Source organism: Streptomyces sp. NPDC051913, assembly GCF_044593635.1.
In the GTDB taxonomy this organism is placed as follows: Bacteria; Actinomycetota; Actinomycetes; order Streptomycetales; family Streptomycetaceae; genus Streptomyces.
Genome location: NZ_JBIUCI010000011.1, coordinates 162,123 through 188,521 on the forward strand (window position 1 = coordinate 162,123; position 26,399 = coordinate 188,521).

A 26,399-nucleotide genomic window follows, 5' to 3' on the forward strand; every position below is an offset into this window, starting at 1 on the left:
CTCGGTTTTGAGGCCGGCCCATGGGTGCAGTTCCATCGGCCCATGGACATGTCCTCCCGTGAGATCCACCTGCCCCTCGACGAAGTCGTCGCAGTCCTCCAGGACCTGAACGAGTTCGTGGTTTCGCTGGATCGAATCGGTTCTCGTCAGGCTTCTGGGGCGGCCGACGAGCGCACCGTCGGGGAGTTCGTCGCCGACTGGGATGTTGCTCGGAGGCTGGCTCGTGCGCGGCGGGTGATCAGCGTTGCGCTGGACGAGCAGCTGAGTGAGGAGGACAACGCGGAGATCGATGTGCTGTGTGATCGGGGGCGGTTCTACGGGGAGGGTGGCGCCGGTGGTGTGGGTGCCGACCGTGTTGAGCTGTGACGAGACGGGTGTTGGTGGCTTCGGCTGCTGAGTAGTTGCCGTTGGGGCCGCCCGCTTCCTGGTCAGTGTCGTGCTTCCACGGCCCGCCTCAAGGGCGCTTCGCGTCGGCTGCGCCGATGGCCCTCCGGGCCACCCTTGGACGCCGGGTGGTTTGGCGGCTTGTGGGGAGCGGGTGGGCGCGTTGGCGGCAGGAGGCGCGTCGGGTCAGGTTCAGCGGCTGAGGGTCGTGGAAATGGTTCGCTCTGGGGGTGGCGGGGGCTGAGACTCGTTCCATGACTGACATGGGGGCGTTTCGGGAGGCCGTCGCTGCGTGGGTGGAGGGTGGCGGCGATGGTGGGCCTGTGGCTGAGCTTGCTGCGTTGTTGCCTGTCCGAACGGTCGTGCTGCTTGAGGGGCTCAGTGATGTCGCGGCCGTCAATGCGTTGGCGGAGCGGCGCGGGCGGGATCTGGAGGCCGACGGGGTTTGTGTGCTGTCCATGGGCGGGGCCATGAATGTGGGGCGGTTCGCTCGGCTGCTCGGGGTGGACGGGCTGGGGGTTCGGCTTGTGGGGCTGTGTGATGAGCGGGAGCTGCCCTATTACGTCCGTGGATTCGAGCGCGCCGGTGCGGCCGAGCGGGGCATCTTTGTGTGTGCCGCGGATCTTGAGGATGAGCTGATTCGGGCGCTGGGCGTGGCTCGGGTCGGGGAGCTTGTGCGAGGTGAGGGGGAGCTGCGGGCGCTGGAGATCTTTCTGCAGCAGCCGGCGCAGCAGGGGCGGGCTCCGGAGCAGCAGTTCCGGCGGTTTCTCGGGACGAAGAAAGGGCGCAAGATCCGGTACGGGCGGGTGCTCGTCGAGGCGCTCGACGATGATCGGGTTCCGGGTCCGCTTGATGCGCTGCTCGCCAGTCTTTGAGCGAGGGTGACGGCCTGCCACGATCACACGATCAAAGGCCGTCACCCTCGGCGGTATCCGGGTCAGGCGCCGCTACGCCGCCCCCGCCCCATGGCAGTCCCCGTAGACCCGCCCCGACCCGCACCAGCACTCCGTCCCCCGCTGCGGCGGCCAGGCCACCGCCCGCCCCCGCGCCGCGAGCGTCGTCGCGTACTGGGGGAGCAGGGAGCCCTCCGCCGGTGACGCGCCCTCCGATGCCGCGAACGCCTCGTACGACGGGACCGTGCCCGTCACGATGCCGAGGTTCGGGGTGCCGGAGGCGGCCAGTTCGCGCAGCGAGGCCTCTATCGTCGCGAGGTGCTCGGCGTGGGAGGGGTACTCCTCCGACAGGGGCGGGTACGCGGTCAGGAGTTCGGTGAGTTCCCCGGTCGGCCAGTGCAGGACCGCCACCGGGAAGGGGCGGGACAGGGCCTCGCGGTAGGTGCCTAGTTCTGCTCGCAGGCGGGAGATCTCCGCCTTCAGTTCCGCCGGGTTGTCGGAGCCGAGGGACCAGACGCGTTTCGGGTCGTGGAGTTCGTCCAGGGGGACGGGGGACGTGTGGAGGGTGTCCGCCAGGACGTCCCAGTCGTCGTGGCCCACGCCCAGCATCCTGCGGACCCGGTGGCGGCCGAAGAGCAGGGGGTGGGTGGCGTACGGGGGCTCCGACACGTCCGTCAGGAGGGCGAGGGCTCCCTCCGTGAACGTCTCGTGGGCCTGCTCCAGTTCGTCGTGGGCCTCCAGGGCCTCCGCGACGATCACCCAGGGGGCCGGGTCGCGCGGGGACGCCGTGCGGACGCCCTCGATGATGGCCCTGGCCTCCGCCTCATGGCCGTACTCCCACAGGTTCGAGGCCTTGAGGGCACGTACCAGGTGGGGGTTGTCCAGTCGCTCGGGGCCTTCGGAGCCGTCGGAGGGGGACAGCAGGCGGTCGTAGAGCGTGGTTGCCGCGGGGCGGTCGCCGGCCAGTTCCAGGTGGGCGGCGGCCTGTAGGAGCAGGGCCTCGGCGTCCTCGGGATACAGGCCGGCGGTTCGCTCCAGGCGTGCCGCTTCGGCGGTGTGGTCGACGTTCTCGGCAGGCGTGTCGGGGCGCATGAGGGACACCGTACTGCCGAGCGGTGACTATGAAGAGATACGTGCAGGCCAGGGCCCGTCCAACAACCCCGGCCCGCACCCATCCGCGGCGGTCAGATCGTCACGCCGTCGATCTGGATCGTCTGCACCGCCTTCGCGGCGAAGGGGACGGCCACGGTCTTTCCGCTCAGGTACGTGTTGGAGTACGACGCGTACTTGTCGCCGCCCGTCGTCACCGTGTTCCAGCGGGGGACGAGGCCGTTGGTGCCGCCCGTCACCGTGGTGAAGTTGGAGAGGTTGAAGGTCAGGGTCTGGGCGGAGGTCGAGGTGTTCAGGGCGACGATCACCAGGCGCTTCGCCGCCGCGTCGTACGCCGCCGTCGCGTAGCTCGATCCCGTGTCGAGGATCTTCATCCCGGGGCGGATGTGGCGGCTGAAGTGGGCGAGGACGTAGTACTTCGTCTCGATCGCGCCGGCCGTCAGGGTGCTCGCGTCGTACTTGATCACACCCCAGCCCGCCGTCGGGTCCATGACCTGCCAGTAGACCCACGCCGTCGGGTGCAGCCAGCGGAAGTCGTAGAGGAGGTTGAAGGCCATGGTGTAGCCGGTGCCGTCGCTGTCGCCGGTCTCCGAGTTCCACAGCTTCTTGCCGGCCGTCGTGACGACGTCCGTGTAGAGCAGGTCTCGGCGGCCGCCCGAGCCCTGGTAGCCGTGGACGTTGACCCGGTCGACGTACCCCTTGGTCGTCGAGCTGAAGGAGTTCCAGGTGGTGCGGGCCAGGTCGTAGCTCGTCTCGTCCGAGGACGAGATCTTCACGCCGGTCAGCCCGCGGCTGTTCAACTCGCTGCGCATGTACGGCAGTACGGCCGACTGGACCGTCGCGTCCATGTGGCATCCCTCCTGCGTGCCGGTCGCCGTCCACCAGGACGACGAGGGCTCGTTGAAGGGATCCACGGTCGCGAAGTTCACGCCCCAGTTGTTCTTGGCGTACAGGGCGACGGCGGCCAGGTGGGAGGCGTGCTGGCGGTAGTTCCAGGACTGGAGGTTGTTGCCGCCGTCCGAGGCACCCGAGGGGTTGTGGTTCAGACACATCCACCACATCGGGGAGTTGGCGAAGAGCTCGGTGGTCGCGCCCCGGGCCACCGCCTTCGTCAGCATCGCGCGCTGGGTGGCGTCCGCGGTCCAGTCCCAGGCGGAGGACGTGGGGTCCTCGTTGTTCCAGTCCTGCCAGTAGCCCTCGATCTGCTTGTACGCGGGGATGTTGGCGGACGCCGTCATCGACGATCCGCTCACCGTGTTCCAGCTGCACGCGCCCAGGTTGTAGCGGGCGATGTTCAGGCCGAGGCCGGGGAGTGATGTGCCGTTGTAGGTCGTGGACTTGGTGGTGAAGAACAGGTCGGCGAAGTCGTCCCTCGCGCCGAACACGTTCGCCCACCAGGCCAGTGAGGTGCCCCAGCCCTCCCAAGTGCCGTAGGAGGTGCCGGGGTTGACGGCGATCGTGGCGTCCGCCCGTGCGGTGCCGGTCGCCAGCGCGCTGCCGAGGAGGGTCCCTCCTGCGGCTGTCAGCAGCGTTCTGCGTCGGATCATGGCTGTCTGTCTCCGCCTCTCCGTGGGGCCGGCTCCCGCCCCTGAGCAGGGGTCGGCCTGAAGACGTAGTGGCTCGCTCGTCTCGCCCCCCCCGCGCGCCATCACGAAGCATCAGGGGTGACGCGTGGGGTTGTCGAGAGGTGGGACAGCGCTTTCTTTCTATCGGGCTTTCTATTTTTCCAACGGTTATGAGAAGGGGTAGAGGTACCCGGCCCCGACCCGGCCCCGACCCCGGCCCCGACCCGGCCCCGACCCCGGCCCCGACCCGGCCCCGACCCGGCCCCGACCCCGGCCTCAGTACCCGTACCGGTACTCCGGCAGCAGCGTCGCGATCCGTATCAGCACCGCCGTCAGCGCGCCCGCCCACAGCAGCACGCCCAGCCACAGTCCGAACATCGCCGTCTTGTAGCGCTCCGGCGTGTCCAGGGCCACGGTGTCGGGGGCGCCGGGGTTGTGGATGACGCCGACGACGTTGCCCTCGGCGAAGCGACGGGAGCCGGCCGACACGGCGTGTTCGCGCTCCATGCCCGTCTCGTCGGTCCAGCGGACGATCGGGTGCCGGTACGGGTCCGTCCCCGACCGGGTGGTCAAGTGACCCTTCACCACGGCCTCGGCGCGGCGACCCATGCGGCGCAGCACGATCTCGGTGATCGCGATTTCGGCCTGGTACACCATCAGAGCGAGCCCGCCGAGGAACGGGATCGCGGCCAGGAACCAGAGTTTGCTCATGGCCAAGCAGCTTATGGGGCTGGTGACTTGTGCAAGCAGGGCTTATCGTGCGGGCCCGGTGCAGGTCAGGTGGACAGCCGGGTGGGCAGGTGGGCGCATGCGCATTCCCGTCGTACGGCCATCACGCACTTCCGTCGTACGGCCATCACGCACGCCCGTCGTACGGCACGACACCCGGCGTCGGCGGGCGCGGCGGCGGCGTGTGGTGTGGGCGACCGGTGAACTCCTCGTCACCGTAGGGGTCGTGCTGCTGCTCCTCGTCGTCCATCAGCTGTGGTGGACCAACCGGGAGGCCCGGCGCGGCGCCGAGCGGAAGGTGGAGGCGCTGGAGCGGGAGTGGGCGGCCGAGCCGTCAACCGACCTTCCCAGTACTGCGCCGGAGCCCGACGCCTCGGACGAGCCGAAGGCCCGAACCACCCGTCGGCAGTCCACCACCCGCTCCACCCAACCCAGTTGGTCCCAGGCCTACGCCATCCTCACCATCCCCCGTCTCCACCTCCGTGTCCCCGTCGCCGAGGGTGTCGGCAAGCAGGAGGTGCTCAACAAGGGGTACGTCGGCCACTATCCCGACACCCAACAGCCGGGCCAGGCCGGGAACTTCGCGCTCGCGGGGCATCGGAACACGCACGGGGAGCCGTTCCGGTACGTCAACCGGCTGGCCGAGGGGGACACCGTCCAGGTGGAGACCAGGTCCGTCGTCTACACGTACACCGTCGACAAGACCCTCGCCCAGACCTCCGCCCGCGACTCGGGCGTGCTGAACCGTGTCCCGCGCTCCACCGTCCGTCCCGCCTACGGCTATTCCACCCCCGGCTACTACCTCACCATCACCACCTGCACCCCGGAGTACACGTCCCGGTACCGCCTGGTGGTGTGGGCCGAGCTGACCTCGACGCACCCCCGCTGACCAGGCCCTGCCAGGCCCTGCGCCTACGCCCGCCGCTCCCGGAGCACCCCCAGCAGCACCGCCGCCACCACCGCCAGCCCCGCCGACACCGCCATCGCGATGTCCGCGCCGTGCGCCAGGCCGCCGCCCGTCGACGTGGACACCGCGATCGTCAGTGCCACCCCGGCACACGACCCGACGTACCGGAACGTCTGCTGGGCGCCCGATCCCATCGCGGCCCGCGCCGCCGGTACCGATTCGACCGCCACCAGCGGAAGCGCCGCGTTCAGCAGGCCGCTGCCGACGCCGCCGAGGAGCAGGCCGGGCAGGAGGCGGGTCCAGGAGTGCGCGGAGAGAGCGCCGAGCATGGTCAGCGCGCCGGCCGCGTGCAGGGCGAAGCCGAGGGCGAGTTGGAGGCGGGGCGGGACGCGGCCGGCGAGGCGGCGGGCCTGGAGGGCCACCGCGAAGGAGAGGCCGGACCAGAGCAGGAACAGCCAGGCCGTGTCCATCGCGGACAGGCCGAGGGTCTGCTGGAGCAGCGCCGGCAGGAAGCTGAAGAGGCCGATCACGGCCAGGCCGGTGAACAGGCCTGCCGTGGAGGAGGCGAGGAAGTCGGGGCGGCGCAGCAGGCCGAGGTCGATCATCGGGGTCGCCGTACGGCGTTCCACCAGGGTGAAGACGGCCACCAGTACGACCGCCGCGAGCAGCAACAGGGCCACCGGGGGCCGTAGCCAGCCGTCCCGGCCCAGGGTCAGGGCGGCGATCAGGGCGATCAGGGCCAGCCCGAAGGCCAGGGCGCCGAGCACGTCCGGGCGGCCGGGGCGCGGGGCCCGCGACTCGGTGAGCGTACGGCTGCCCAGGGCCGCCAGGAGTACGGCCGCGGCGCCCAACACCCCGTACGCCACCCGCCAGTCGGGCAGCGCGCCCGCGACCAGCGGGCCGAGGGCTATGCCGCCGCTGACGAAGGCGCCCCAGACGCCGGTCGCGCGCAGCCGGCCGTGCGGGGTGGGGAAGGCGTGCACGAGCAGGCCCAGGCTGCTGGCGAGCAGACCCGCACTGGCCGCGCCCTGGGCGATCCGGGCCAGCGTGAACTGCCAGGTCGTGGACGCGAACGCGCCGAGGATCGTGGTGAGGCCCAGGGCGAGGGTGCCGGCCGTGAAGATCCGGCGGCGGCCGTGGTCGTCGGCGAGGCTGCCGGCCACCAGGAGGAGGGCGGCGAGACCGAGCGGGGTGCCGTTGATGAGCCAGGCCTGCGCGGAGAGCGGGGTGTGCAGCGCGGCGGCGGTCTCGGGGAGCGTGACCATCGGCGCGGTGTACGTCATCAGCGCCACGGCGGTGGCGGCGCTGGTCAGGGCGAGGGTGCGGCCGGGGTGGGGGACTGTCACCGGGGCTGCGGAAGTGGTCATCACGGGGGATGTCGCGGGGGACGTCGATGGGGAACCGGTTACGGTTCGTTCATTGAACCTAGCCATGTCCCGTACTCTAACAGGGTCGGTTCGGTCACTGAACCAACCGCTCGCAAAGTGGCTAAGGTGGACGGCATGGCACTGGGTAAGGACTACGCGACGCAGGAATGCTCGATGGCCCGCGCGCTGGAGATCGTCGGCGAGCGCTGGACCCTGCTGATCGTCCGCGACGCGCTCTACGGCGTACGGCGCTACAACGACTTCCTGGTCCACCTCGGCATCCCACGCGCCGTCCTGGCCGCCCGCCTCCAGACCCTCACCGAGGAGGGGATCCTGGAGAGGCGTCGCTACCAGGAGTCGCCGCCGCGGGACGAGTACGTCATCACCGACGACGGCATCGGACTGTGGCCCACCCTCCGCTCACTGGGCCGCTGGGGCCGCGAGCACCACGGCGACGTCCAGTTGCGCTGGTTCCGGCACGTGGACTGCGGCACCGAACTGGGGCCGTACGGCGAATGCGCCGCGTGCGGAACCGTCGTACCGGTCGCGGACGTTCTGATGGAACCGGGACCCGGACTCGACCCGGACCCGGCAGATCCGGTCAGCCGCGCGCTGCTGAAGCCGAAGAGGCTCCTGCAACCGCTGGAGACCGGTCAGGTATAACCGAGACAGCGCACACAGGCAGCACACACGGACAGCGAGACAGAGGGGGATACCGGTGAACCGCACTCCGCGGCCCGCACCCGCCGTCGCCCTTCTCCTCCTCTTCCTCCAGCTCGCCGTCCTCGACGCGGGCAGCCTCTCCGCCACCGTCGCGCTCGCCGCGACCGCCGCGGCCGGCTCCGCCTTCGCGCTCTGTTCGCTCGCCGCCGCCCGCTGCGCGCCCGCCGTGCCACCCACCCGGGTGCGTACGGCCATCAGGGACCGCGCCCGTCGTACGGCCTTCCTGGCGCAACGCGACCCCGACGCCCGGGGCCGCACCAGGCCCCGAGCCCCCGGACACGCCCTCCCGGCGACCACCGCGTAGGGCCCCGCACCCCGTTCCGCCTGCCCTCGCGCGGGTCGTCATGCCGTTTCCGCACACTCCCGGAACGTTCCGGCACCGACGAGACCCCCGGAGGGCTCACCCATGTCCGTCTTCGCCAATCTGGTCGAACACCTCGCCGACCTGCTCCACCCGCTGCTCGGCGCATCCGCCGCGGCCGGCGCGATCGTCCTGTTCACCGCCTGCGTGCGACTCCTCGTCCACCCCCTGTCCCGGGCGGCGGCCCGCGGCCAGAAGGCCCGTACCGCACTCCAGCCGAAGATCGCCGAGCTGCGGAAGCAGCATGCGAAGAACCCCGAGAAGCTGCAGAAGGCGGTGCTGGAACTGCACGCCGAGGAAAAGGTGTCACCCCTCTCCGGCTGTCTGCCGAGCCTGCTCCAGATGCCCGCCTTCTTCCTCCTCTACCACCTCTTCTCCAACACCACGAACCCGCTGCTGACCCATGAACTGTTCGCCGCGCCCCTCGGTGGCCGCTGGTCCGACGCGCTCGGTGACGGCGGGATGCTCGGCGGCGCGGGGCTGGTGTACGCCGGGCTGTTCGCGCTCGTCGCGGTCGTCGCCGCGTTCAACTACCGGCGCACCAGGCGCACGATGGCCGCGAGTCCGGTGACGCCGGTCGCCGACGGGGAGGCCGTGCCCGGCATGGGGGCGATGACCAAGGTCATGCCGTTCATGTCCTTCTTCACGCTGTTCACCGTGGCGGTGGTGCCGCTGGCGGCGGCGCTGTACGTCGTGACCAGTACGACTTGGAGCGCGGTGGAGCGGGCGGTGCTCTACCGCTGACCCGGTGGAGCTCGGGGTCCAGTCCGTGAACCGGGTATTGCGGACGGGACGTCGACCTTGGAGGATCGACCAGTCATCCGATGGCTGCACCCTTCGGAGGGCGCCCCGCGATCGAGGGAGATTGTGATCATGAAGCTGCTGCGAGTCGGTACGGCGGGAGCGGAGACGCCCGCGCTGCTCGACGGTGAGGGTGTCCTGCGGGACCTCTCCGGAGTCGTCCCCGACCTCGACGGAGCGCTGCTCGCCGACGCCGACGCGCTGGGCCGGATCCGGGCCGCGGCCGAGGCGGGCACGCTGCCCGCGCTGGACCCGACCGGGCTGCGGATCGGACCGCCGCTCGCCCGGATCGGCAAGATCGTCTGCATCGGCCTGAACTACCACGACCACGCCCGCGAGACCGGGGCCCAGCCGCCCGGCGAGCCCGTGATCTTCTTCAAGGCGGCCGACACCGTCGTGGGCCCGAACGACACGGTGCTGGTCCCTCGCGGGTCGGTGCAGACCGACTGGGAGGTCGAGCTGGCCGTCGTCATCGGGCGTACGGCCCGCTATGTCGAGTCGGCGGAGGCCGCGCTCGGGCATGTCGCCGGGTACGCGGTCGCGCACGACGTGTCCGAGCGGGAGTTCCAGCTGGAGCGGGGCGGGACGTGGGACAAGGGGAAGAACTGCGAGACGTTCAATCCGCTGGGGCCGTGGCTGGTGACGGCCGATGAAGTTCCCGACCCGCAGAACCTGTCGCTCAAGCTGTGGGTCAACGGGGAGCTGAAGCAGGACGGCACGACCGCCGAGCAGATCTTCCCGGTGGCGGAAGTGGTGCGGTACGTCAGCCAGTTCATGACCTTGTACCCCGGGGATGTCATCAACACGGGGACGCCCGCGGGGGTTGCGTTGGGGGCGCCGGATCCCAAGCCGTTCCTGCGGGCGGGGGACGTGGTGGAGCTGGAGATCGAGGGGCTCGGTCGGCAGCGGCAGGAGTTCAAGGACGCCTAAGGGGGTGGGGCGCGGGTTGGGTGGCGGCTGCGGGTGGTTCGTGGCCGGCCGCGCAGTTCCCCGCGCCCCTGGGCATCTACTGATCCTTGCTCAGGAACTCCTCCAGCGCCTCCACCACGAACTTGTGGTCCTGGAGCTGCGGCAGGCCGCTCACCGTCACCGCGCCCACGACCCCTACGCCCTCCACCGTGATCGGGAACGAACCCCCGTGGGCCGCGTACGCGTCCGGGTCCAGGCGGGAGCTGTCCTCGAACGTCGTGCCCTTGGCGCGGAAGCGGGCACCCACCAGGTAGGACGCGGAGTTGTAGCGCTCGACCACCCGCCGCTTGCGGGCGATCCAGGCGTCGTTGTCCGGGGTGGAACCCGGCAGCGCGGCATGGAAGAGCTGCTGGCCGGCGCGGTGGATGTCGATCGCGACCGGCGCCTGGCGCTCACGGGCCAGGTCGACCAGCAGGGAGCCCAGCGCCCAGGCGTCGTCGTGGGTGAACCGGCGGAAGACCAGACGGCGTTCCTGGGCCTCCAACTCCTCGATCGGCGGGGTCAGTTCCGGATGGAACTTCGGGGTCAGCTCGGTGTTGTGCGTCACAGCTTCACCACCACTCCGTCGTGGGCCGAACGGCGGGCCGCCTCCAGTACGTCGAGGGCGGCGGCCGCCTCATGCGCGGTCACCGGCTGGGGACCGCCGTCGAGCAGGGCTTTCGCCACGGCGGCATAGTAAGCGGGGTAGTCCCCGGGGAGGGTCGGTTCGGCGCGTCCACCGCCGGTCAGCGGGGATTCCCCGGAGCCGACGCGACCCCACAGCGACTCGGGCTCAAGGCCCCAGTCCTGCTCCGTCCCCGGCCGCCTGCCGTCCCGCAGGGCCGCCTCCTGGGGGTCGAGGCCGTACTTCACGTACCCCGCCTCGGAGCCCAGCACCCGGAAGCGCGGGCCGAGTTGGGCGGTGGTCGAGGAGACGTGGAGGTGGGAGCGGACGCCGTTCGCGTGGGTGAGGGCGATGAACGTGTCGTCGTCGACCGAGGCGCCGGCCCGCCGGATGACCGACTCGGCGTACACGGAGGTCACGGGGCCGAAGAGGACGAGTGCCTGGTCGACGACATGGCTGCCGAGGTCGTACAGCAGACCTCCGATCTCTGCCGGGTCGCCGGACTCCCGCCAGCCGCCCTTCGGCTGTGGCCGCCACCGCTCGAAGCGGGACTCGAACCGCCATACGTCGCCCAGGGCGCCCTCGTCGAGGAGCTTGCGGAGCGTCAGGAAGTCGTTGTCCCAACGGCGGTTCTGGAAGACGGAGAGCAGCAGGCCGCGCTCCTCGGCGAGGGCCGCCAGCTCGCGCGCCTCGGCCGCCGTGCCGGCGACGGGCTTGTCGACGACGACCGGGAGGCCGGCCTTGAGGGCGGTCGTGGCGAGCGCCACGTGCGTCTTGTTGGGCGAGGCGATGACGATCAGGTCGAGGTCGCCGGCGCGGTCGAACAGCTCGTCGGGGGTCGCGGCGACGCGTACGTCCGGGAACTCGGCGCGGGCCTGCTGCTGGCGCTCGGGGTTCGAGGTGACGACCGTGTCGAGGGCGAGGCCCTCGGTGGCCGCGATCAGCGGGGCGTGGAAGACGGAGCCTGCCAGGCCGTATCCGATGAGGCCCACGCGGAGGGGGGCGCCGGGGCTGCCAGGAGTACCGGGGGTGCCAGGAGTCGTACGTGTCATGCCTCCCACTTTCGCAACGCTGTTGCCAAAGTGCAAGCACAGGGGAAAATGGGGGGCGTGAACAGGACGAACGTCGGCGCCAACCTTCCGGCTCTGCGCAGCCACAACACCGCACTGGTGCTGGACCTGCTGCGCACCGCCGGTGGCGACGGCATCAGCCGGCTCGAACTCGCCGAGCGCACCGGGCTCACCCCGCAGGCCGTCAGCAAGATCACCGGACGGTTGCGGGAGGAGGGCCTCGCGGCGGAGGCGGGGCGCCGGGCGTCGACCGGGGGCAAGCCGCGCACGGTGCTGCGGCTGGTGCCCGGGGCCGGGCATGCGATCGGCGTCCATCTGGACCGGGACGAGCTGCGGGCGGTGCTGGTCGATCTGGACGGGGCCGTGGTGGGGGAGCGGTGCGTGCCGATGGACCTGGGGGCGGGTGCGCGGGCGGTCGTGGAGGGGGTGGCCCGGGTGGTGGAGGGGCTGGCCGGGGCTGTGGCGTCCGTGCTCGGGGTGGGCGTGGCGCTGCCCGGGCCGCTCGATCATGTGCGGGGTGTGTTGCACCGGGTCACGGGGTTTCCGGAGTGGGACGGGTTTCCGCTGCGGGACGCGCTCGCGGAGCGGCTCGGCTTGCCGGTCGTCGTGGACAAGGACACCAACGCCGCCGCGCTGGGGCTGGCGGTCGCGGACGCGGGTGCCTCCTTCGCCTACCTGCACCTCGGGACCGGCCTCGGCGCCGGGCTGGTCATCGGCGGGGTGGTGCACCGGGGGGCCCGCACCGGTGCGGGCGAGTTCGGTCATCAGGTGGTCCAGCTGGACGGGCCGGTGTGCGGGTGCGGTGACCGGGGCTGTATCGAGGCGCTGTGTCTGGGCGCGGTGGGGCGCGGGGACCTGGCCGGGGCGGCACGGGTGCTCGGTGTCGGCGCCGCGAACCTGGGCGGTCTCCTGGACATCGACCTGGTGCTGCTGGGCGGCCGTACGGTCACCTCGGCGCCGGAGGCGTTCGTGGGCGGGGTACGCGCGGTGCTGGAGGAGCGGGCCCGGGGTGCGGAGGCGGTACCGGTGCGGGTCGCTCCCGGCGGGGTGCGGGGAGTCGCGGAGGGCGCGGCCCAGCTGCTGCTGGCCCCGCTGTTCGGCCGGGCGGAGGGCTGACCGGGCTGGTTTCGGTCGCCGGTGGAGCGGATCGGTTGGCGGGGCTGGTTTCGTTTGGCGGTGGAGCGGATCGGCTGGCGGGGCTCATTTCGCTCGTCGACCGGGTGGATGGGTGACTCCACCGGTCGGGTCCCAACCCGTGACCCCGACCTCCGACCCGGTCTCCGGTCCCCGACCTGGGCCCGGTCCTCGACCCCCGGCCCTGTCCCCGGTCCCCGGCTCCCGGCTTCTGGCCCCGGCTTTCGGCTTCCGGCCCCCGGTCCAGGCCCCGGTCCAGGCCTTCGGCTCCCGGCCCTGTCCCCGGTCCCCGGCTCCCGGCTTCTGGCCCCGGCTTTCGGCTTCCGGCCCCCGGTCCAGGCCCCGGCCCCCGGTCCAGGCCCCCGGTCCAAGGCCCCGGTCCCTGTCCAGGCCCCGGTCCCCGGTCCAAGGCCCCGGTCCCGATCCAGGCCCCCGGCTTTCGGCGCCAGCCCCGGCCCCCGGTCCCGGCTCTCGACCCCCGACCCCAACCCCCCGACCCCAACCCCCCGACCCCAACCCCCCGACCCCAACCCCCCGACCCCAACCCCCCGACCCCAACCCCCACCCCCACGCCCGCCGATCGGGCGGGATTCCGCCCCCGCTCGGAGCGGCACCCCCCGTAAGCCGCACCCACCCGTCATGGTCATGTGTTTATGCGACTGTTCTCGTCCCTCGTCCTCCCGCTCGCCGCGACAGCCGCCCTTCTCGCACCTTTCACCCCAGCTCACGCCGCCCCCACTCAGGCCGCCCCCGCCTGCGACGCCCCCGACCCCGGGGCCTTCCCCCTCGCCACCCGTATCCACGGCGGCCCCGCCGCCTACGCGCCCGGCGGTGGATACGGCACCTGGTATCTGGACCTCACCAACACCACCACCCGCACCTGCACGGACATCCACCCGGTCGTCGTCCTCGTGGACAAGGAACACGCCCTCAAGGCCGCTCAGCCCCGGCTGGAGTTCTATGACAGGGGTCGCCCGCGGCCCGTCCGTCTTGAGAGCACCGACGAGGACGAACTCGTCGGCGCGTTCGGCGGCGCCGGCCTCACCGTCGGCCCCGGCAGGACCGTCACCGTCAAGGTGCGCCTCGCCCTGACCTCGGACGCCGTGCCGAACCAGGTGACCGTCAACGCGGCCGTCGTACAACGCCACAACGACGACGGCGACTGGGTCGGGCAGTCCAACGACTACCGGTTCGCCGTCGCCGACGACACCGACACTGGCAGCGATACCGACACCGACACCGGCGTCGACATCGGCACCGACGCCGAGGCCGGCACCGGTACCGACCCGGAGGGCCGGCCCGCGACGGGAGGCGACCGTCTTCCGTACGTCGAGGAACTCGCCCGCACCGGGCTCGGCCCGGCCGGCCCCGCCGTCGCCGCTGCCGTCGCGCTCCTGATCAGCGGCGCAGCCCTGCTGGTGGCCCGCAGGCGCCGCTGACGGGACGGGGTGGGTCAGACGAGGTCGACGAGGTCCGCGATCGAGTCGACCACCTTCGTCGGCCGGAACGGGAACCGGTCCATGTCCGCCTCGGTCGTCAGGCCCGTCAGCACGAGGAACGTCGTCATCCCGGCCTCCAGGCCGGCCAGCACATCGGTGTCCATCCGGTCGCCGATCATGGCGCTGGACTCGGAGTGCGCACCGATGGCGTTCAGCCCCGTGCGCATCATCAGGGGGTTCGGCTTGCCGACGAAGTACGGCTCCTTGCCCGTCGCCTTGGTGATCAGCGCCGCCACCGAGCCCGTGGCGGGCAGCACGCCCTCGTGCGAGGGGCCGGTGTTGTCCGGGTTGGTGGCGATGAAGCGCGCACCGGCGTTGATGAGCCGGATCGCCTTGGTGAGGGCCTCGAAGGAATACGTGCGCGTCTCGCCCAGGATCACGAAGTCGGGGTCGGAGTCGGTGAGGATGTAGCCCGCCTCGTGCAGGGCCGTGGTGAGACCGGCCTCGCCGATCACATAGGCCGTGCCGTTGGGGCGCTGGCTGTCGACGAACCTCGCGGTGGCCAGCGCCGAGGTCCAGATGTTCTCGATCGGCACCTCAAGGCCTATGCGGTTGAGGCGGGCGTGCAGATCGCGGGCCGTGTAGATGGAGTTGTTCGTCAGGACGAGGAACGGCTTGCCGGAGTCGCGCAGCTTCTTGATGAAGGCGTCTGCGCCCGGGATCGGCACACCCTCGTGCATCAGGACGCCGTCCATGTCGGTCAGCCACGACTCGATGGGCTTGAGCTCTGTCATGGGCGCGGACTCCTACGCTCTCGATCTACTGGACGGCCATGGTAAGCAACGGCCCCGCGAAACCCCTCCCCGACCGAATCCACCCCATTCGGAGCAGCGACGGCCCCCCTGAGGATGCGGGACCGCCGTGACGGGGGGAGTCTCCAGATATCTGGAGGTTCACGATGGGCTCACTACGTCTCACTCTCTGTGCCGGACTCCTCGGCGTCGCCTTCCTCACCCCGGCGGCCTACGCGGCGGACGGGGGTGACGTGGCGGTCACCCCCTCGTCCCCCGCCCCCGGTACCGACGTGGCCCTGCGGGTGAGCGGCTGCGCGAGCAGCAGAACCGGTACGGCGGTCTCCGCGGCGTTCGTCGCCGAGGTGCGCCTGGCGGGCGCCGACGGCACCCTCGTCGGCGAGACCCGGGTCCGTACCGAGCTCAAGGCCGGCAGCTACGACGTCAGGATCAGCTGCGGGGACGTGTCCCGTAAGGGCGCGCTGACCGTCGTGGAGGAGGGCGCCCCGCCCTCTCCCATGGAGGACGGCACGCGGCCCTCGCCGTACGCGTCTCCGGTCGCCCCCGTCCACGCGGGCGGCGGCGGTACCGCTCAGCATCTCGCCTCCGCCACCGGACCCGGCACCGCGCACGCCGTCACCGGCCTGGTGCTGGCCGGGGTCGCGGCGACGGCGGTGGCGCTGCGCAGGTCCCGGCGGGGCCGCGGAAGCGACTGACCGTCATGTCCGAGCAGACCGACTCCGCCGACCGCGGCACCCGTACCTCCGGCCGGCTGCTGACCGGCGTGGCCTGGGTGCTGCTGCTCCTCGGGCTGTGGCTGTGGGGGCGCGAGGTCACCGACGTACGGCACGGGATATCCGCGCCGACCACCGGCGACGTGGCCGCGGTCGGCCGGCCGCCCGACGTGGAGCTGCCGCCCGCCGCGCATCCGCTCGCCGCCGCCCGGCCGCAGCGCGTCGACATCCCGGGGCTCGGGGTGCAGGCGCCCGTGGTCGCCCGCGGGCTCGATACGGCTGGGGCGATCGATCCACCGCCGTACGACCAGGCGGGTGTCGTCGGCTGGTACGAGGGCGGGACACGGCCCGGGGCGGCCGGGACCGCGCTGCTGGTGGGACACGTGGACACCGAGACCCGGCCCGCCGTCTTCTACAAGATCAGCACGATGAAGCCGGGCCAGACGGTCAGGGTGATCCGGGACGACGGCCGGGTCGCCGAGTTCACCGTCGACGACGTCCAGGTCGTCGCCCGCGACCACTTCGACGCACAGCAGGCCTACGGGTCACGGCAGACGGGGCGCGCCGAACTCCGGCTGATCACCTGCGGCGGCACCTTCGACCGGGCCAGCCGCAGCTACACGGCGAACGTGATCGTCTCGGCCTACCTCACGGGCACCGGTCTGTAGGGCACCTGGCCCGGTCGACGGCCCGCTCCCCCCGAAGCCGCCGACCGGGCTGGTCCTCAACCGCGCGCGCACGGGCTGCGGGAGTAACCCGGCGTCCGACGCGGGAGGCTGCATCAGCCATGGGTGGGTGGACCACAGGCCGGGGGCTGGGGCCTTCTGGGGAAAACTCTAGAACGTATGAGCGCCCCGGCCTAGAGGGAGATTGACGCCAAGTCAGAGGCTGACGGCGCTCTGTCATCCGGCCAGGTCGTACGGGGTGCTAGGCCCTTCCGCCGGGGGATCCGCCGTCCGCCGCACGCAACGCGGCGTCGTCCACGGCCCGGTCGATGACAGCGCTTGCCACCTGGTCGAGGGGAAGGCGGTGCCGGCGCGCGAACCGGCGCAGGGCCACGAACGCGTCGTCGGCCCGCACACCCCAGCGCTCGGCGAGCATGCCCTTGGCCTGCTCGATCCGCACCCGGCTGGAGAGCGCCTCCTGCAACTGCGCGGACAGGGTGCGGTACCGCGTGTACGCGCGATGGTGCTGGAGCCCGACGGCGGCGGCGTCGGCGAGCGCCTGGGCCACCAGCACCTCCGACCCGAAGGCGGGTGCCCTGCCGGCGGCCGGCGGGGCAGGCGGGGGCGGCCGGTCCGGCAGCGTCGGCACGAACACGTTGAGCACACCGAACAGCGTCTCGTGGCGGCGTAAGGGGACCGCGAAGGTCGCGACGATGTCGTGGCGCAGCGCCCGCTCGGTGAACTCGGGCCAGCGGGCGGCCGCGTGGGCCACCCGGATGGAGACGGGCTCCACCGGCTCGCCGGACTCGTAGCTGTCCAGGCAGGGCCCGCCGGTGTGCTGCGACCGGAGCAGTTCCAGCGCCACCTCCCGCCGTCGGCTGCTCGCGGCGAAGGACACCGCTCGCCCGGCGTCGACCAGCATGACCCCCGCCGTCCGCGCGGCCAGCAGCTCCACGCAGTGGTCGGACACACGCTGCAGATGGTTCCCGGCGTCGAAGCCGTCGGCGAGGGTGTCGGCCGCCTCCACCAGCGCCGCCGCCAGCCGGAGTTCCCGGGTGGTGTGGTGCATGTGCGCGCACTCCCTTCCCCTCCCGGCCCGCCCCCGTGAGCGCGCGCCTACCTCGACCATGGGCGCTGTAACAGCTCCCCGACAAGGCTCGGGCGATCTCGTGTGCCCCACGACACCTATGTCAGGATTGAGACTTGGACCAGTGCACCCGAGGGGGAGCTGCATGTACGGCATGAGGGGGGCCGGAGCGAGGACGTCCGCGATGGTGCTGGGGGCGGCGCTGCTGATCGCGGGATGCTCCTCGTCCGGGGACAAGGACGATCCGGAGGACAGCTCCGGCGCCCGGATCACTCAACAGCCCAAGGGCACCGACCCGTTCTGGGTCAACCCGGCCGGCAACGCGGCCCAGCAGGTCGCCGAGTACGAGAAGGCGGGCAAGAAGACCGACGCCGAACAGATCCGCAAGATCGCCGAGCAGCCGACCGGCGAGTGGATCGGACCGGAGAACCCCGAGCAGGAGGCCCGCGGCTTCACCGAGGCCGCCGCGAAGGCGGACCGCACGGCCCTGCTGGTCCTCTACAACATCCCGCACCGCGACTGCGGCCAGTACTCCCAGGGCGGCGCCGCCGACGGCAACGCCTACCGGAGCTGGATCGACGGCGTGGCGGCCGGCATCGGCGACCGCCCGGCGACGGTGATCCTGGAGCCGGACGCGGTCCTGCACCTCGTCGACGGCTGCACCCAGGACGAGTTCCACGAGGAGCGCTACGACCTGCTCGGCGGCGCCGTCGACAAGCTCAAGGCCCTGAAGAACACCAAGGTCTACCTCGACGCCGGCAACGCGGGCTGGGGCCACCCGGACCAGATCTTCGAGCCGCTGAAGTGGGCGGGCGTGGAGCGCGCCGACGGCTTCTCGGTCAACGTCTCCAACTTCTACTCGACCGCCGACTCCATCGCCTACGGCAAACAGCTCTCCGAGAAGGTCGGCGGCAAGCACTTCGTCATCGACACCAGCCGCAACGGCAACGGCCCCTACACCGAGGGCAAGGCCGACGAACGCTGGTGCAACCCACCCGGCCGCGCCCTCGGCGAGACCCCGACCACCAAGACGGCGGACGGACTGGTGGACGCCTACGTCTGGGTCAAGCGGCCGGGCGAGTCGGACGGCGAGTGCAAGGGCGGCCCGAAGGCGGGCGAGTGGTGGGCGGAGTACGCGCTGGGTCTGGCCAAGGCGAGCAAGTAGCCCTACTGGTCGCTACGACGACGAGGGCGCCCACCGGATCACCGGCGGGCGCCCTCAACCACTTACGAACTAGGGAACCTTGACCCACTGCGCCTTGCTGGGCGTTCCCTGATCGTCATCGACGAACAGCATGTACCACCCCGACTGCACCAGGTTCTTGTTCTTCGGCACCGTCACCGTGATCTTGTCCCCGGACACCTTGTAGTCCAGCGCGATGGAGCGCTGGTCGACGTCGGTGACATGGGTGGAGGCGCTCGGCCGGATCAGCCGCACCTTCTTGATCGTCGAGGCGTGCTGGGAGGTGAACGTCCCCTCCCCGCCGCGCTCGATGGTCTGCGGACCGCCCGAGAGGGAGGGCCGCGAGTCCCGGTACAGGTACGGCGGCGTGTAGATCTCGATGCGCTGCTCGAACTTGCCCGGCTTGGTGTTGGCCTTGTCGCTGTAGAGCGAGTCCGAGCCGAAGAACATCACCCGGCCGTCGGGCAGCAGCAGCGAGCCGGAGTGGTAGTTCCGGCCCACCAGCGGGTCCGCCACCTGCTCGAAGGTGTTGGTGTCCGGGTGGTAGAGCCGGGCCTGGAGGATGTTGGAGTCGCCGCGCCCGCGGTAGTCCTCGGAGCCGCCCGACACCAGCACGGTGTCGTCGGGCAGGATCGAGGAGCTCGGGTAGCGGGTGCCCTTCTCCAGTGTCGGACCGTCCACGAACTTCGGGTTGTCGTCCTTCAGGTCGATGATCCGGGTCTTGTTGCTGGACTGGTCGGACTCGCCGACCCCGCCACCGCCGACCACCATGAACTTCTCGTCCTGCGCGGGCGGCAGCAGCACCGTGCCGGAGGTCTCCATCAGCTTGGCGTCGCTGAGCCCGGTCAGCTTGGTGAACTTGTTGGTGTCGACGTCCCAGATGCCCGGGTCACGGCCGACGTTGTCCGGTCCGTAGCCCGCGTTCGACCCCGAGTAGAAGACCTTGCCGTTCTGCATGAGGAACAGCGCGGGGTAGGTCGGGAACTGCCGGGTCTTGTCGAGGTAGGTCCACTTCCTGGTCTTCGGGTCGAAGACCTCGTTCTTGCCCGGCACCAGCTGGCCGATGTCGTCGAGACCGGAGACGCTGAGGATCTTGCCGTCGCTCAGGGTGGTGAGCGTCGGGTACCAGCGGGCCTCGTTCATCGGGTCGACCTTGATGTACTGCTCGGCGACCGGGTCGAACTCATAGGCGTCCCGGATGCCCTGGAAGTCCTTCTTGTCCAGGGCGAGCTTCTGGGCTATGCCGTAGGTGTTGCGCGCGTCGGTGCCGGACAGCCCCTGGATGCGGTAGTTGTCCTGCGTGCCGGTCGCGTACTTCTCGCCGGACTTCTGCGCCTCCACGTACACCCGGTAGATACCGGGGGTGTTGCCGAGGAACTCGCCGGTCGTCTTGTCGAAGTTCTTCTTCGCGCGCGGCACGATGACCGAGTCCTTGGAGACGAACGTCCTGCCGTTCTCCTTGCCGGTGAACTTCGTGCCGGCGGGCAGGGTGATCGGCTTGTCCGGGTTCTCGTTGTGGACGATCATCAGGCCGCCGGCCTTGGTGACGTCACCCTTCAGCTTCTCGTACCGCTTGGTACCGCCCGCGATCAGCAGATTTCCGTTGGCCAGCTGGGTGTGGCCGGTGCAGAACAGGTCGCTGGGGGTGGGCACCTTCTTGATGGTGCCCTTGACCGGGTCCCAGATCCGGGTGTCGAACTTCTTGGCGTCGAAGTTGTCCTGGTTGTTGCCGGAGCCCGCGACGAGCAGCACCTTGCCGGTGCGCAGCAGCGCCGCGTGGATGGTGTTCTGCCGGTACTCCTCGGGGAACTCGACGACTTCCCACTTGCCGTTCTCGGCTTTGTACTCCGGCTTGTTGATCTGGTACTGGTGGTATTTCTCGGTGCCGAAGCGATAGAGCCACGGCCCGTTCATCCCGGCCAGTGCGAGTACCACCACCGTGCCGATCGCGAGGCGACGGGCACGGCGGCGTCCGGCCTGGTCGTTCATTCCTTACGTCCCCCAAGTCCACCCAGGGCAATTTGCATGGTCTGGTCGTTGCCTCCGCCGTCCGGCCCGGAGGCGGCCCAGGTCGGCTTCTGTGCCGGGGCGTGCGGAGTGGTCGGCAGCGGCTGCGGCTGGTACTGCTGCTGGGCCGACGGGACCGCCGGGTCCTGCGGCGGCGTCGCGGGCCGCTTCCTCTCCTGGCGCAGCATGTGCCGCCAGACGAAGATCGGGGTCGCGGTGATCAGCATGGCGAAGATGGCCCAGGTGATCATCGCGGGGTGCGAGTGGCCGTAGACGAAGCCGGCCGCGATCGAGCCGCCGAAGATGGCGATGAAGTACCAGTGGTAGCGGAAGGTCGCGAACCAGCGGTCCGGGCTGGCCGAGTCGCCCTTGGGGGTGACGACGAACTTGCTCTTCCTGCGCAGCGCGGAGTCGATCAGGGCCTTGGCGTACAGCGGCGCGGACAGCGCGGACATCACCATGCCGGCCACACCGCCGGAGCCCTCCGGCTCGTGCGGCGAGACGTTGTGGCGGCGGTTCCAGACGTACAGGCCGATCTGGAGCGCGGAGGCGTTGCCGTAGAGCATCAGCCACACGGTCGGGTCGATGTTCACACCCGAGGCGCCGAGGCCCAGGAAGAGCGCGCAACTGACGGCCGCGAGGATCCAGTTGAGGGCGGACATCGGGTAGAAGATGATCATCATCGTGTAGTTGAAGAGCTTGCCGGGCGGCAGTGAGTACCAGCCCTTCCAGTACTGCTTCAGGATCGTCTCGTACGTCCCTCGCGACCAGCGCATCTGCTGGGTGAAGAAGTCCGTCCAGGCGCTCGGACCCTCGCCGACCGCGAGCACGTCCGGCGTGTAGACCGAGCGCCACTTGCGGCCCGTCGCCGGGTTCTTGTGCCGGTGGATCTCGAAGCCGGTGGCCATGTCCTCGGTGATCGAGTCGTACAGGCCGCCGATCTGCTTGAGCGCCCTGATCCGTACGGCGTTCGACGTACCCACGAACATCGGGGCGCCGTAGTAGTTTCCGGCTCGCTGGATGAGGGCGTGGAAGAGGAACTGCTGGGACTCGGCGGCCTTGGTGACGAAGTTGTCGTAGTTGCCGTAGACCTGCGGGCCGATGACGAAGCCGACGTCCGGGTCACGGAAGAAGCCGAGCATCCGCTCCAGATAGTTGGGCAGCGGGACGTGGTCGGTGTCGACGGAGGCGAAGTAGTCGTAGTCGTCGCCGTGTGCGTCGAGCCAGGCGTTGTAATTGCCGTGCTTGGTCTTGGCGCGGTGCGGGCCCTTGGCCTGGTTCCACTGCGCGACGCCCTTGCGCGAGAAGTGGCGTACGCCGAGCCGGGCGCACACCTCCTTGACCTCGGGGTCGTCGCCCTCGTCGAGCAGCCAGACATGCATCAGACCCCGGTGGCGCAGCTTGACGGCCGCCTCCAGGGTCCTGGTCACCATCTCCAGCGGCTCCTTGCCGGGCACGAAGGAGGTCAGGAAGGCGACTCTCGTGCCGGTCTCGGGCACCACCGGGATCGGATCGCGGGCGACCAGGGTGGCGTGCGCGTTGGACAGCACGTTCATGCAGCGGAAGAACTCGATCAGGCCGATCGAGACGAGCATGACGATGTCGAGGGCCGGCAGGAAGTCGAAGGCGGGGTAGTCGCGTTCGGTCCAGTGCTCGGGCTGGAGCAGCCAGAACAGCAGGACCAGCGAGAGCACCGGCGCGGCGGCCAGCATCAGGGCGACCCGTATGCGGTGCGGCTCCTGCGAGATCAGCGAGCGGTACTGCACCTTGTACGGCTTGGTCGGGTCCGGCTGGGTGAGGGGTCCGGCCAGCCGGCTGTAGTGCTCGTAGTCGTACTTCGGCAGCGTCTTCTTGATCCGGCGGAAGGTGCCGGTCCGGGTTTGTGAGGCCACCCTGAGCTGGGTGGTCTGAGACGGGTCGAAGTTCTGCCGGGCGCCCGTCGGCGTCGACGTCATGAGTCATCCCCCCACACGCGCGTGTCGTCGCGTGCTGTGTCGGTTCCTTACGTCTGCTCGAGTCCCCCTCGACCTTCACAGACGTATCAGTGGTGGGCCGCAGTCACCACATTCTCCATACCAATAGACATGGAACTGCGACCTTCCGGTTGCATGATGCCCCCCTCGGCATCTCGTGCTGGACGCGGCCCCTCACCCCGTCCGTATCGGCAACCGGCTCCGTGCCCCCCAACTGCCGCATATCCGCAGCATGTTGAAAACCAGGGTTCTACGGTGCCAGGCATGATCGCAAGATGCGAAACGCGGTGTTTACCGGTCATACGCGTTCATTGTGGCACCGGTGGGAAGAGTGTGGAGCTGTTGTGGAAACCTGCACAAGCAGGAAGCCCCCCGTTTGCACGAGGGGCTTCCTGTTCGTCTGTGCGCCGCCAGGGACTCGAACCCCGGACCCGCTGATTAAGAGTCAGCTGCTCTAACCAACTGAGCTAGCGGCGCCTGCTGACCCAGAGAACTCTACCGGATGGTGGAGGGTGGTTTTGACCATGCCCGGTGCTCCCACCTGGGGCGGAGTCGCGGACGTACATCATTCGGACCGTCAACATGCGCGTCCGGAAGACAGTTGAGAAACTGACGAATGTGCACAGTCGCGGACATTTCCATCTGGAGTGTGAGGGGAATCGCATGGAGACTCCGGGATCCAAGGAACCAGTTTTCGAGGAGTTCGATCCCGCGAGCGACTGCGACTGCCCCGGATGCGTTCACTGGAGGCGCGTACTGCCCCATTCCCGCACCGGCCGCCACCCCGCGGCCCACCGAGCCGTCGTCCTCGCCGCGACGGCCGGTGCGGCCATCGGCGTGACCCAGGCCGCCCCCGCCTTCGCCGCCGCCCACGCCCCCGACCGCCCGAACCTCCCCGCGGCCGACGAGCCCGACACCCCCCAGGGCGACAAGGCCCCGCTGCACGGCCCGGGTGGCAAACCCGCCGGGATCAAGGCCCCGGCCACCACCCGGGCCGCGATCATCAAGCGGGCCAAGACCTGGGTCGCCGCGCAGGTGCCGTACAGCATGAACGAGTACTGGACCGACGGTTACCGCCAGGACTGCTCCGGCTTCGTCTCCATGGCCTGGAGCCTGCCGGGCAACGAGTGGACCGGCAGCCTCGACCAGTACGGCGTGCAGATCGCCAAGGACGATCTCCAGCCCGGCGACATCCTGCTCTTCCACAATCCGGCCGACCCCGAGAAGGGCTCGCACGTCGTCATCTTCGGCGGCTGGACCGACTACACGCACACCTACTACATCGCCTACGAGGAGACCCCGCCGCGCGCCCGCAAGCAGGCCACCCCGTACGCGTACTGGAGCAACTCCGCCCGCTACACCGCCTACCGCTACAAGGGGCTCGTGGCCGGTACGGCGGGCAGCGACAAACCGGCCGAACCGCTCGCCACCCCGTTCCCCGGCGCCGCCTACTTCGGTCCCGGCGCCAACAACAAGTACGTCACCCAGCTCGGCCGCCTGCTCGTCGAGCGGGGTGCCGGGCGCTTCTACTCCTCGGGCCCGGGGCCGCGCTGGACGGACACCGACCGGCGCGCCACCCAGGCCTTCCAGCAGGCACAGGGCTGGACGGGCCGGGACGCCGACGGGCTGCCGGGGCCGCAGACCTGGGCGCTGCTGGTGACGGGCAAGGGCAACGACATCCGGACCGGCGCGGCCGGACCACCGGCGCCCGCCTCCTCGTCCCACGGCGTTCCCGGTTATCCCGGGCGGGCGATGTTCCGGCCCGGCGCCCACAACAAGTACGTCACCCAGCTCGGCAAGCAGCTGGTGAAGAAGGGATTCGGCAAGGCGTACACGACCGGTCCGGGACCCCGCTGGGGCGAGGCGGACCGCAGGGCCGTGGAGGCCTTCCAACGCGCCCAGGGCTGGCGGGGCGGCGCGGCGGACGGCTATCCGGGGCCGGAGACCTGGCGGCGGCTGTTCAAGTAACCATTCCCGCGACACCCATCCACTGTCATGACGTTTCTGGCGCGGAGGCTGGAGGCACGCATGAGCACCATCACCCCATCCACGGAAGAGCCCGAGGGGCCCACCGAGACCACGGCGGTCTCCCGGCCCACCCGGCTGATCCAGAACGAGGCGACCACCGAGATCCCCGTTCATCTGCTGTTCCGCGACGACCCCGAGACCGGGGCCGTTCCGCTCAGCCCCGCGGTCGTCGGACGCCGCCAGGGCACCGGCGAGCAGCCCCGCTTCCGGCGCCCGGGCCGGCCCGCGCCGCGTTCCGCCCCGCAGGTCGACCCCGAGCTGGCCGAACGGCCCGCACGGGTGCTGCCGGGCTCGGCGGGCGTGCTCGCCGGCGCCTGCGGGGTGGCGGGCTGTGTGGCGACCTCCTGGTGGGCGGGCGCGCTGCCGACGCTCGCGGTGGAGGCGCTCAGACTGCCGGAGTACGCGGGCGCGGGACTCGGTCCGGCGCAGTGGGCGGCCTACGCGGCAGCGGGTGCGCTCGGCATGTTCGGGTTCGGCGGGCTGGCGCGCGGGCGGACCGGGCGGGCCTGGGTGCTCGGGCTGTTCGGTCGCTACCGGGGCACGGTCCGGCGCACCGGCCTGATGTGGGTCAACCCGCTGCTGCTGCGCCGCCGGGTCGACGTACGGCTGCGGCACTGGCGCGGTGAGCCGATGCCGGCCGCGGACGGCAACGGGGTCGCGCTGCGGGTGGTCGTCCTCGTGGTGTGGCGGGTGCGGGACACCGCGCGGGCCACGCTGGGCGTCGAGGACCACGAGGGCTATCTGCGCGAGTGCGTGGAGGCGGCCCTGGTGCGGGTGCCGGTGGAGCCGCCGGGCTCGGTACGGACGTCGGTGGACTCGGCGACCGACGCGCTGACCCGGCTGGTCGCGGCGGACGCGGCGCCGGTCGGCCTGGAGGTGTTCTCCGTGCAGCCGGTACGGGTGGAGTACGCCCCGGAGGTCGCCGCCGCGATGCACCGTCGCCGGATCGCCGCGCTGGATGCCCAGCACCGGGCGACCGTGCTGACCTCGGTCGTGGACTCGGTGGAGGACACGGTGACCCGGCTGACCATGCGCGGCCTGGTGGAGCTGGACGACTACGAGCGCAAGGCGCTGGTGAAGGACCTGACGGTGGCGTTCTGCGCGGGGCGCGGAGAGACGGGTCAGTAATTGGTCTGGACATGCTCAAGTGGTCGCAATAATCTGGGACTTGGTCTAGACCTGCACAGCTCACTGAACCTCCTCACTGAACTTCCCCCACGTTCTCCAGGGAGCGGCAGCATGCGCAAAAAGACCAAGTGGTACGCCGCCGTGCTCGGCCTGAGCACGGCCGGAGCCCTCGTGCTCTCCTCCGGCGGCGCCAGCGGCCACGGCTACACCGACCTGCCCATCAGCCGGCAGAAGCTCTGTCAGAACGGCACCGTGACCAACTGCGGCGACATCCAGTGGGAGCCGCAGAGCGTCGAGGGCCCCAAGGGCTTCCCCGGCTCCGGACCGGCCGACGGCACGATATGCAACGGCGGCGTCAGCCGCTTCAGCCAGCTCAGCTCGCCCACCAAGCCGTCCGGCGGCGCCTGGCCGACCACGAAGGTGACGGGCGGTCAGAGCTACACGTTCCGCTGGCAGTTCACCGCCATGCACGCCACCACCGACTTCAAGTACTACGTCACCAAGGCGGGCTGGAACCAGAACCACAACCTGGCCCGCTCCGACCTCAACCTCACCCCGTTCCTGACCGTCCCCTACAACGGTCAGCGTCCGCCGTCCACCCTCTCCCACAGCGGCACCCTGCCGTCCGGGCTGAGCGGCCACCACGTGATCCTCGCGGTGTGGACGGTCGCCGACACGGGCAACGCGTTCTACGCCTGCTCGGACGTCACGTTCTGACCCACCGCGTCGATCTTCGCTCGGGTAGGG

At 70.6% G+C, this 26,399-nt stretch carries 25 protein-coding genes and 1 tRNA gene; 15 read left to right on the forward strand and 11 right to left on the reverse strand.

Annotation, left to right across the window (positions count from 1 at the left end; all coding sequences use genetic code 11):
• Nucleotides 1–42 precede the first annotated feature (42 nt).
• Together ACIHIX_RS30545 and ACIHIX_RS30550 are read left to right on the forward strand one after the other, a co-directional pair.
• Complete coding sequence (locus ACIHIX_RS30545; RefSeq protein WP_399961732.1) at nucleotides 43–366, forward strand: hypothetical protein; 324 nt, start codon at nucleotides 43–45, stop codon at nucleotides 364–366.
• 272 nt (nucleotides 367–638) lie between these two features.
• Entirely contained in the window at nucleotides 639–1,259 is a 621-nt protein-coding gene (locus ACIHIX_RS30550; RefSeq protein ID WP_399961733.1) for a TOPRIM nucleotidyl transferase/hydrolase domain-containing protein, read from the forward strand.
• A 72-nt stretch (nucleotides 1,260–1,331) separates the two neighbouring features.
• Here the strand turns inward: ACIHIX_RS30550 and ACIHIX_RS30555 are convergent, their stop codons facing one another.
• From ACIHIX_RS30555 to ACIHIX_RS30565, 3 genes are all read right to left on the reverse strand, one after another.
• Nucleotides 1,332–2,369: an SEC-C domain-containing protein gene (locus ACIHIX_RS30555; protein WP_399961735.1), complete on the reverse strand. Its 1,038-nt coding sequence runs from the start codon at nucleotides 2,367–2,369 to the stop codon at nucleotides 1,332–1,334.
• Between the two features lie 92 nt (nucleotides 2,370–2,461).
• Complete coding sequence (locus tag ACIHIX_RS30560) at nucleotides 2,462–3,934, reverse strand: beta-1,6-galactanase (protein ID WP_399961737.1); 1,473 nt, start codon at nucleotides 3,932–3,934, stop codon at nucleotides 2,462–2,464.
• Between the two features lie 294 nt (nucleotides 3,935–4,228).
• Complete coding sequence (locus ACIHIX_RS30565; RefSeq protein WP_399961739.1) at nucleotides 4,229–4,663, reverse strand: DUF3592 domain-containing protein; 435 nt, start codon at nucleotides 4,661–4,663, stop codon at nucleotides 4,229–4,231.
• A gap of 97 nt (nucleotides 4,664–4,760) precedes the next feature.
• Here ACIHIX_RS30565 and ACIHIX_RS30570 point away from each other — a divergent pair, with 97 nt between their 5' ends.
• Nucleotides 4,761–5,570, forward strand: coding sequence for a class E sortase (locus ACIHIX_RS30570; RefSeq protein ID WP_399961741.1), 810 nt, complete (start codon nucleotides 4,761–4,763; stop codon nucleotides 5,568–5,570).
• A gap of 23 nt (nucleotides 5,571–5,593) precedes the next feature.
• Here the strand turns inward: ACIHIX_RS30570 and ACIHIX_RS30575 are convergent, their stop codons facing one another.
• Nucleotides 5,594–6,955: an MFS transporter gene (locus ACIHIX_RS30575; protein ID WP_399961743.1), complete on the reverse strand. Its 1,362-nt coding sequence runs from the start codon at nucleotides 6,953–6,955 to the stop codon at nucleotides 5,594–5,596.
• A 135-nt stretch (nucleotides 6,956–7,090) separates the two neighbouring features.
• Between ACIHIX_RS30575 and ACIHIX_RS30580 the strand changes: the two genes are divergently transcribed.
• From ACIHIX_RS30580 to ACIHIX_RS30595, 4 genes are all read left to right on the forward strand, one after another.
• On the forward strand, nucleotides 7,091–7,618 hold the full coding sequence (locus ACIHIX_RS30580; protein WP_399961745.1) for a winged helix-turn-helix transcriptional regulator: 528 nt from the start codon (nucleotides 7,091–7,093) through the stop codon (nucleotides 7,616–7,618).
• Between the two features lie 55 nt (nucleotides 7,619–7,673).
• Nucleotides 7,674–7,982 carry a DUF6412 domain-containing protein gene (locus tag ACIHIX_RS30585; protein WP_399961747.1) on the forward strand — a complete coding sequence of 103 codons (309 nt, stop codon included), beginning with the start codon at nucleotides 7,674–7,676 and terminating at the stop codon, nucleotides 7,980–7,982.
• A gap of 102 nt (nucleotides 7,983–8,084) precedes the next feature.
• On the forward strand, nucleotides 8,085–8,783 hold the full coding sequence (locus tag ACIHIX_RS30590) for a YidC/Oxa1 family membrane protein insertase (protein ID WP_399961749.1): 699 nt from the start codon (nucleotides 8,085–8,087) through the stop codon (nucleotides 8,781–8,783).
• Between the two features lie 129 nt (nucleotides 8,784–8,912).
• Nucleotides 8,913–9,770, forward strand: coding sequence for a fumarylacetoacetate hydrolase family protein (locus ACIHIX_RS30595; RefSeq protein WP_399961750.1), 858 nt, complete (start codon nucleotides 8,913–8,915; stop codon nucleotides 9,768–9,770).
• A 76-nt stretch (nucleotides 9,771–9,846) separates the two neighbouring features.
• On the opposite strand, the gene ACIHIX_RS30600 is transcribed toward ACIHIX_RS30595, so the two are convergent.
• Both ACIHIX_RS30600 and ACIHIX_RS30605 read right to left on the reverse strand, forming a co-directional pair.
• Nucleotides 9,847–10,356 carry a heme-degrading domain-containing protein gene (locus ACIHIX_RS30600; protein ID WP_399961751.1) on the reverse strand — a complete coding sequence of 170 codons (510 nt, stop codon included), beginning with the start codon at nucleotides 10,354–10,356 and terminating at the stop codon, nucleotides 9,847–9,849.
• Nucleotides 10,353–11,465 carry a Gfo/Idh/MocA family oxidoreductase gene (locus ACIHIX_RS30605; RefSeq protein WP_399961752.1) on the reverse strand — a complete coding sequence of 371 codons (1,113 nt, stop codon included), beginning with the start codon at nucleotides 11,463–11,465 and terminating at the stop codon, nucleotides 10,353–10,355. Before ACIHIX_RS30605 ends, ACIHIX_RS30600 begins: the two co-directional genes overlap by 4 nt.
• A gap of 48 nt (nucleotides 11,466–11,513) precedes the next feature.
• Between ACIHIX_RS30605 and ACIHIX_RS30610 the strand changes: the two genes are divergently transcribed.
• Both ACIHIX_RS30610 and ACIHIX_RS30615 read left to right on the forward strand, forming a co-directional pair.
• Nucleotides 11,514–12,599: an ROK family protein gene (locus tag ACIHIX_RS30610; protein WP_399961754.1), complete on the forward strand. Its 1,086-nt coding sequence runs from the start codon at nucleotides 11,514–11,516 to the stop codon at nucleotides 12,597–12,599.
• Between the two features lie 671 nt (nucleotides 12,600–13,270).
• A complete protein-coding gene (locus ACIHIX_RS30615) occupies nucleotides 13,271–14,056 on the forward strand; it encodes a hypothetical protein (RefSeq protein ID WP_399961755.1) in 786 nt (261 codons plus the stop codon).
• Between the two features lie 14 nt (nucleotides 14,057–14,070).
• Here ACIHIX_RS30615 and ACIHIX_RS30620 read toward each other — a convergent pair whose 3' ends face one another.
• Nucleotides 14,071–14,850, reverse strand: a complete 780-nt coding sequence (locus tag ACIHIX_RS30620; protein ID WP_399961757.1) for an HAD-IIA family hydrolase — start codon at nucleotides 14,848–14,850, stop codon at nucleotides 14,071–14,073.
• A gap of 164 nt (nucleotides 14,851–15,014) precedes the next feature.
• Here ACIHIX_RS30620 and ACIHIX_RS30625 point away from each other — a divergent pair, with 164 nt between their 5' ends.
• Both ACIHIX_RS30625 and ACIHIX_RS30630 read left to right on the forward strand, forming a co-directional pair.
• Complete coding sequence (locus tag ACIHIX_RS30625) at nucleotides 15,015–15,563, forward strand: hypothetical protein (RefSeq protein ID WP_399961758.1); 549 nt, start codon at nucleotides 15,015–15,017, stop codon at nucleotides 15,561–15,563.
• A gap of 5 nt (nucleotides 15,564–15,568) precedes the next feature.
• Nucleotides 15,569–16,249: a class F sortase gene (locus ACIHIX_RS30630; protein WP_399961760.1), complete on the forward strand. Its 681-nt coding sequence runs from the start codon at nucleotides 15,569–15,571 to the stop codon at nucleotides 16,247–16,249.
• Between the two features lie 259 nt (nucleotides 16,250–16,508).
• Here ACIHIX_RS30630 and ACIHIX_RS30635 read toward each other — a convergent pair whose 3' ends face one another.
• Nucleotides 16,509–17,315: a GAF and ANTAR domain-containing protein gene (locus tag ACIHIX_RS30635; RefSeq protein WP_399961762.1), complete on the reverse strand. Its 807-nt coding sequence runs from the start codon at nucleotides 17,313–17,315 to the stop codon at nucleotides 16,509–16,511.
• A 163-nt stretch (nucleotides 17,316–17,478) separates the two neighbouring features.
• Between ACIHIX_RS30635 and ACIHIX_RS30640 the strand changes: the two genes are divergently transcribed.
• Complete coding sequence (locus tag ACIHIX_RS30640) at nucleotides 17,479–18,498, forward strand: glycoside hydrolase family 6 protein (protein ID WP_399961764.1); 1,020 nt, start codon at nucleotides 17,479–17,481, stop codon at nucleotides 18,496–18,498.
• Between the two features lie 69 nt (nucleotides 18,499–18,567).
• On the opposite strand, the gene ACIHIX_RS30645 is transcribed toward ACIHIX_RS30640, so the two are convergent.
• The 3 genes from ACIHIX_RS30645 to ACIHIX_RS30655 all read right to left on the reverse strand — a co-directional run bounded on the left by ACIHIX_RS30645 (nucleotide 18,568) and on the right by ACIHIX_RS30655 (nucleotide 22,973).
• Nucleotides 18,568–20,505: a galactose oxidase-like domain-containing protein gene (locus ACIHIX_RS30645; protein ID WP_399961766.1), complete on the reverse strand. Its 1,938-nt coding sequence runs from the start codon at nucleotides 20,503–20,505 to the stop codon at nucleotides 18,568–18,570.
• Nucleotides 20,502–22,478, reverse strand: a complete 1,977-nt coding sequence (locus tag ACIHIX_RS30650) for a glycosyltransferase family 2 protein (RefSeq protein ID WP_399961767.1) — start codon at nucleotides 22,476–22,478, stop codon at nucleotides 20,502–20,504. The genes ACIHIX_RS30645 and ACIHIX_RS30650 overlap by 4 nt, the downstream gene beginning before the upstream one ends.
• Nucleotides 22,479–22,899: 421 nt before the next feature.
• Nucleotides 22,900–22,973 (reverse strand) — tRNA-Lys (locus ACIHIX_RS30655).
• Between the two features lie 186 nt (nucleotides 22,974–23,159).
• On the opposite strand from ACIHIX_RS30655, the gene ACIHIX_RS30660 reads away from it, so the two are divergent.
• The 3 genes from ACIHIX_RS30660 to ACIHIX_RS30670 all read left to right on the forward strand — a co-directional run bounded on the left by ACIHIX_RS30660 (nucleotide 23,160) and on the right by ACIHIX_RS30670 (nucleotide 26,369).
• Nucleotides 23,160–24,464, forward strand: a complete 1,305-nt coding sequence (locus ACIHIX_RS30660; RefSeq protein ID WP_399961769.1) for a peptidoglycan-binding protein — start codon at nucleotides 23,160–23,162, stop codon at nucleotides 24,462–24,464.
• Between the two features lie 60 nt (nucleotides 24,465–24,524).
• Complete coding sequence (locus ACIHIX_RS30665; protein ID WP_399961771.1) at nucleotides 24,525–25,652, forward strand: SPFH domain-containing protein; 1,128 nt, start codon at nucleotides 24,525–24,527, stop codon at nucleotides 25,650–25,652.
• Between the two features lie 111 nt (nucleotides 25,653–25,763).
• Nucleotides 25,764–26,369 carry a lytic polysaccharide monooxygenase gene (locus tag ACIHIX_RS30670; RefSeq protein WP_399961773.1) on the forward strand — a complete coding sequence of 202 codons (606 nt, stop codon included), beginning with the start codon at nucleotides 25,764–25,766 and terminating at the stop codon, nucleotides 26,367–26,369.
• Nucleotides 26,370–26,399: the final 30 nt, after the last annotated feature.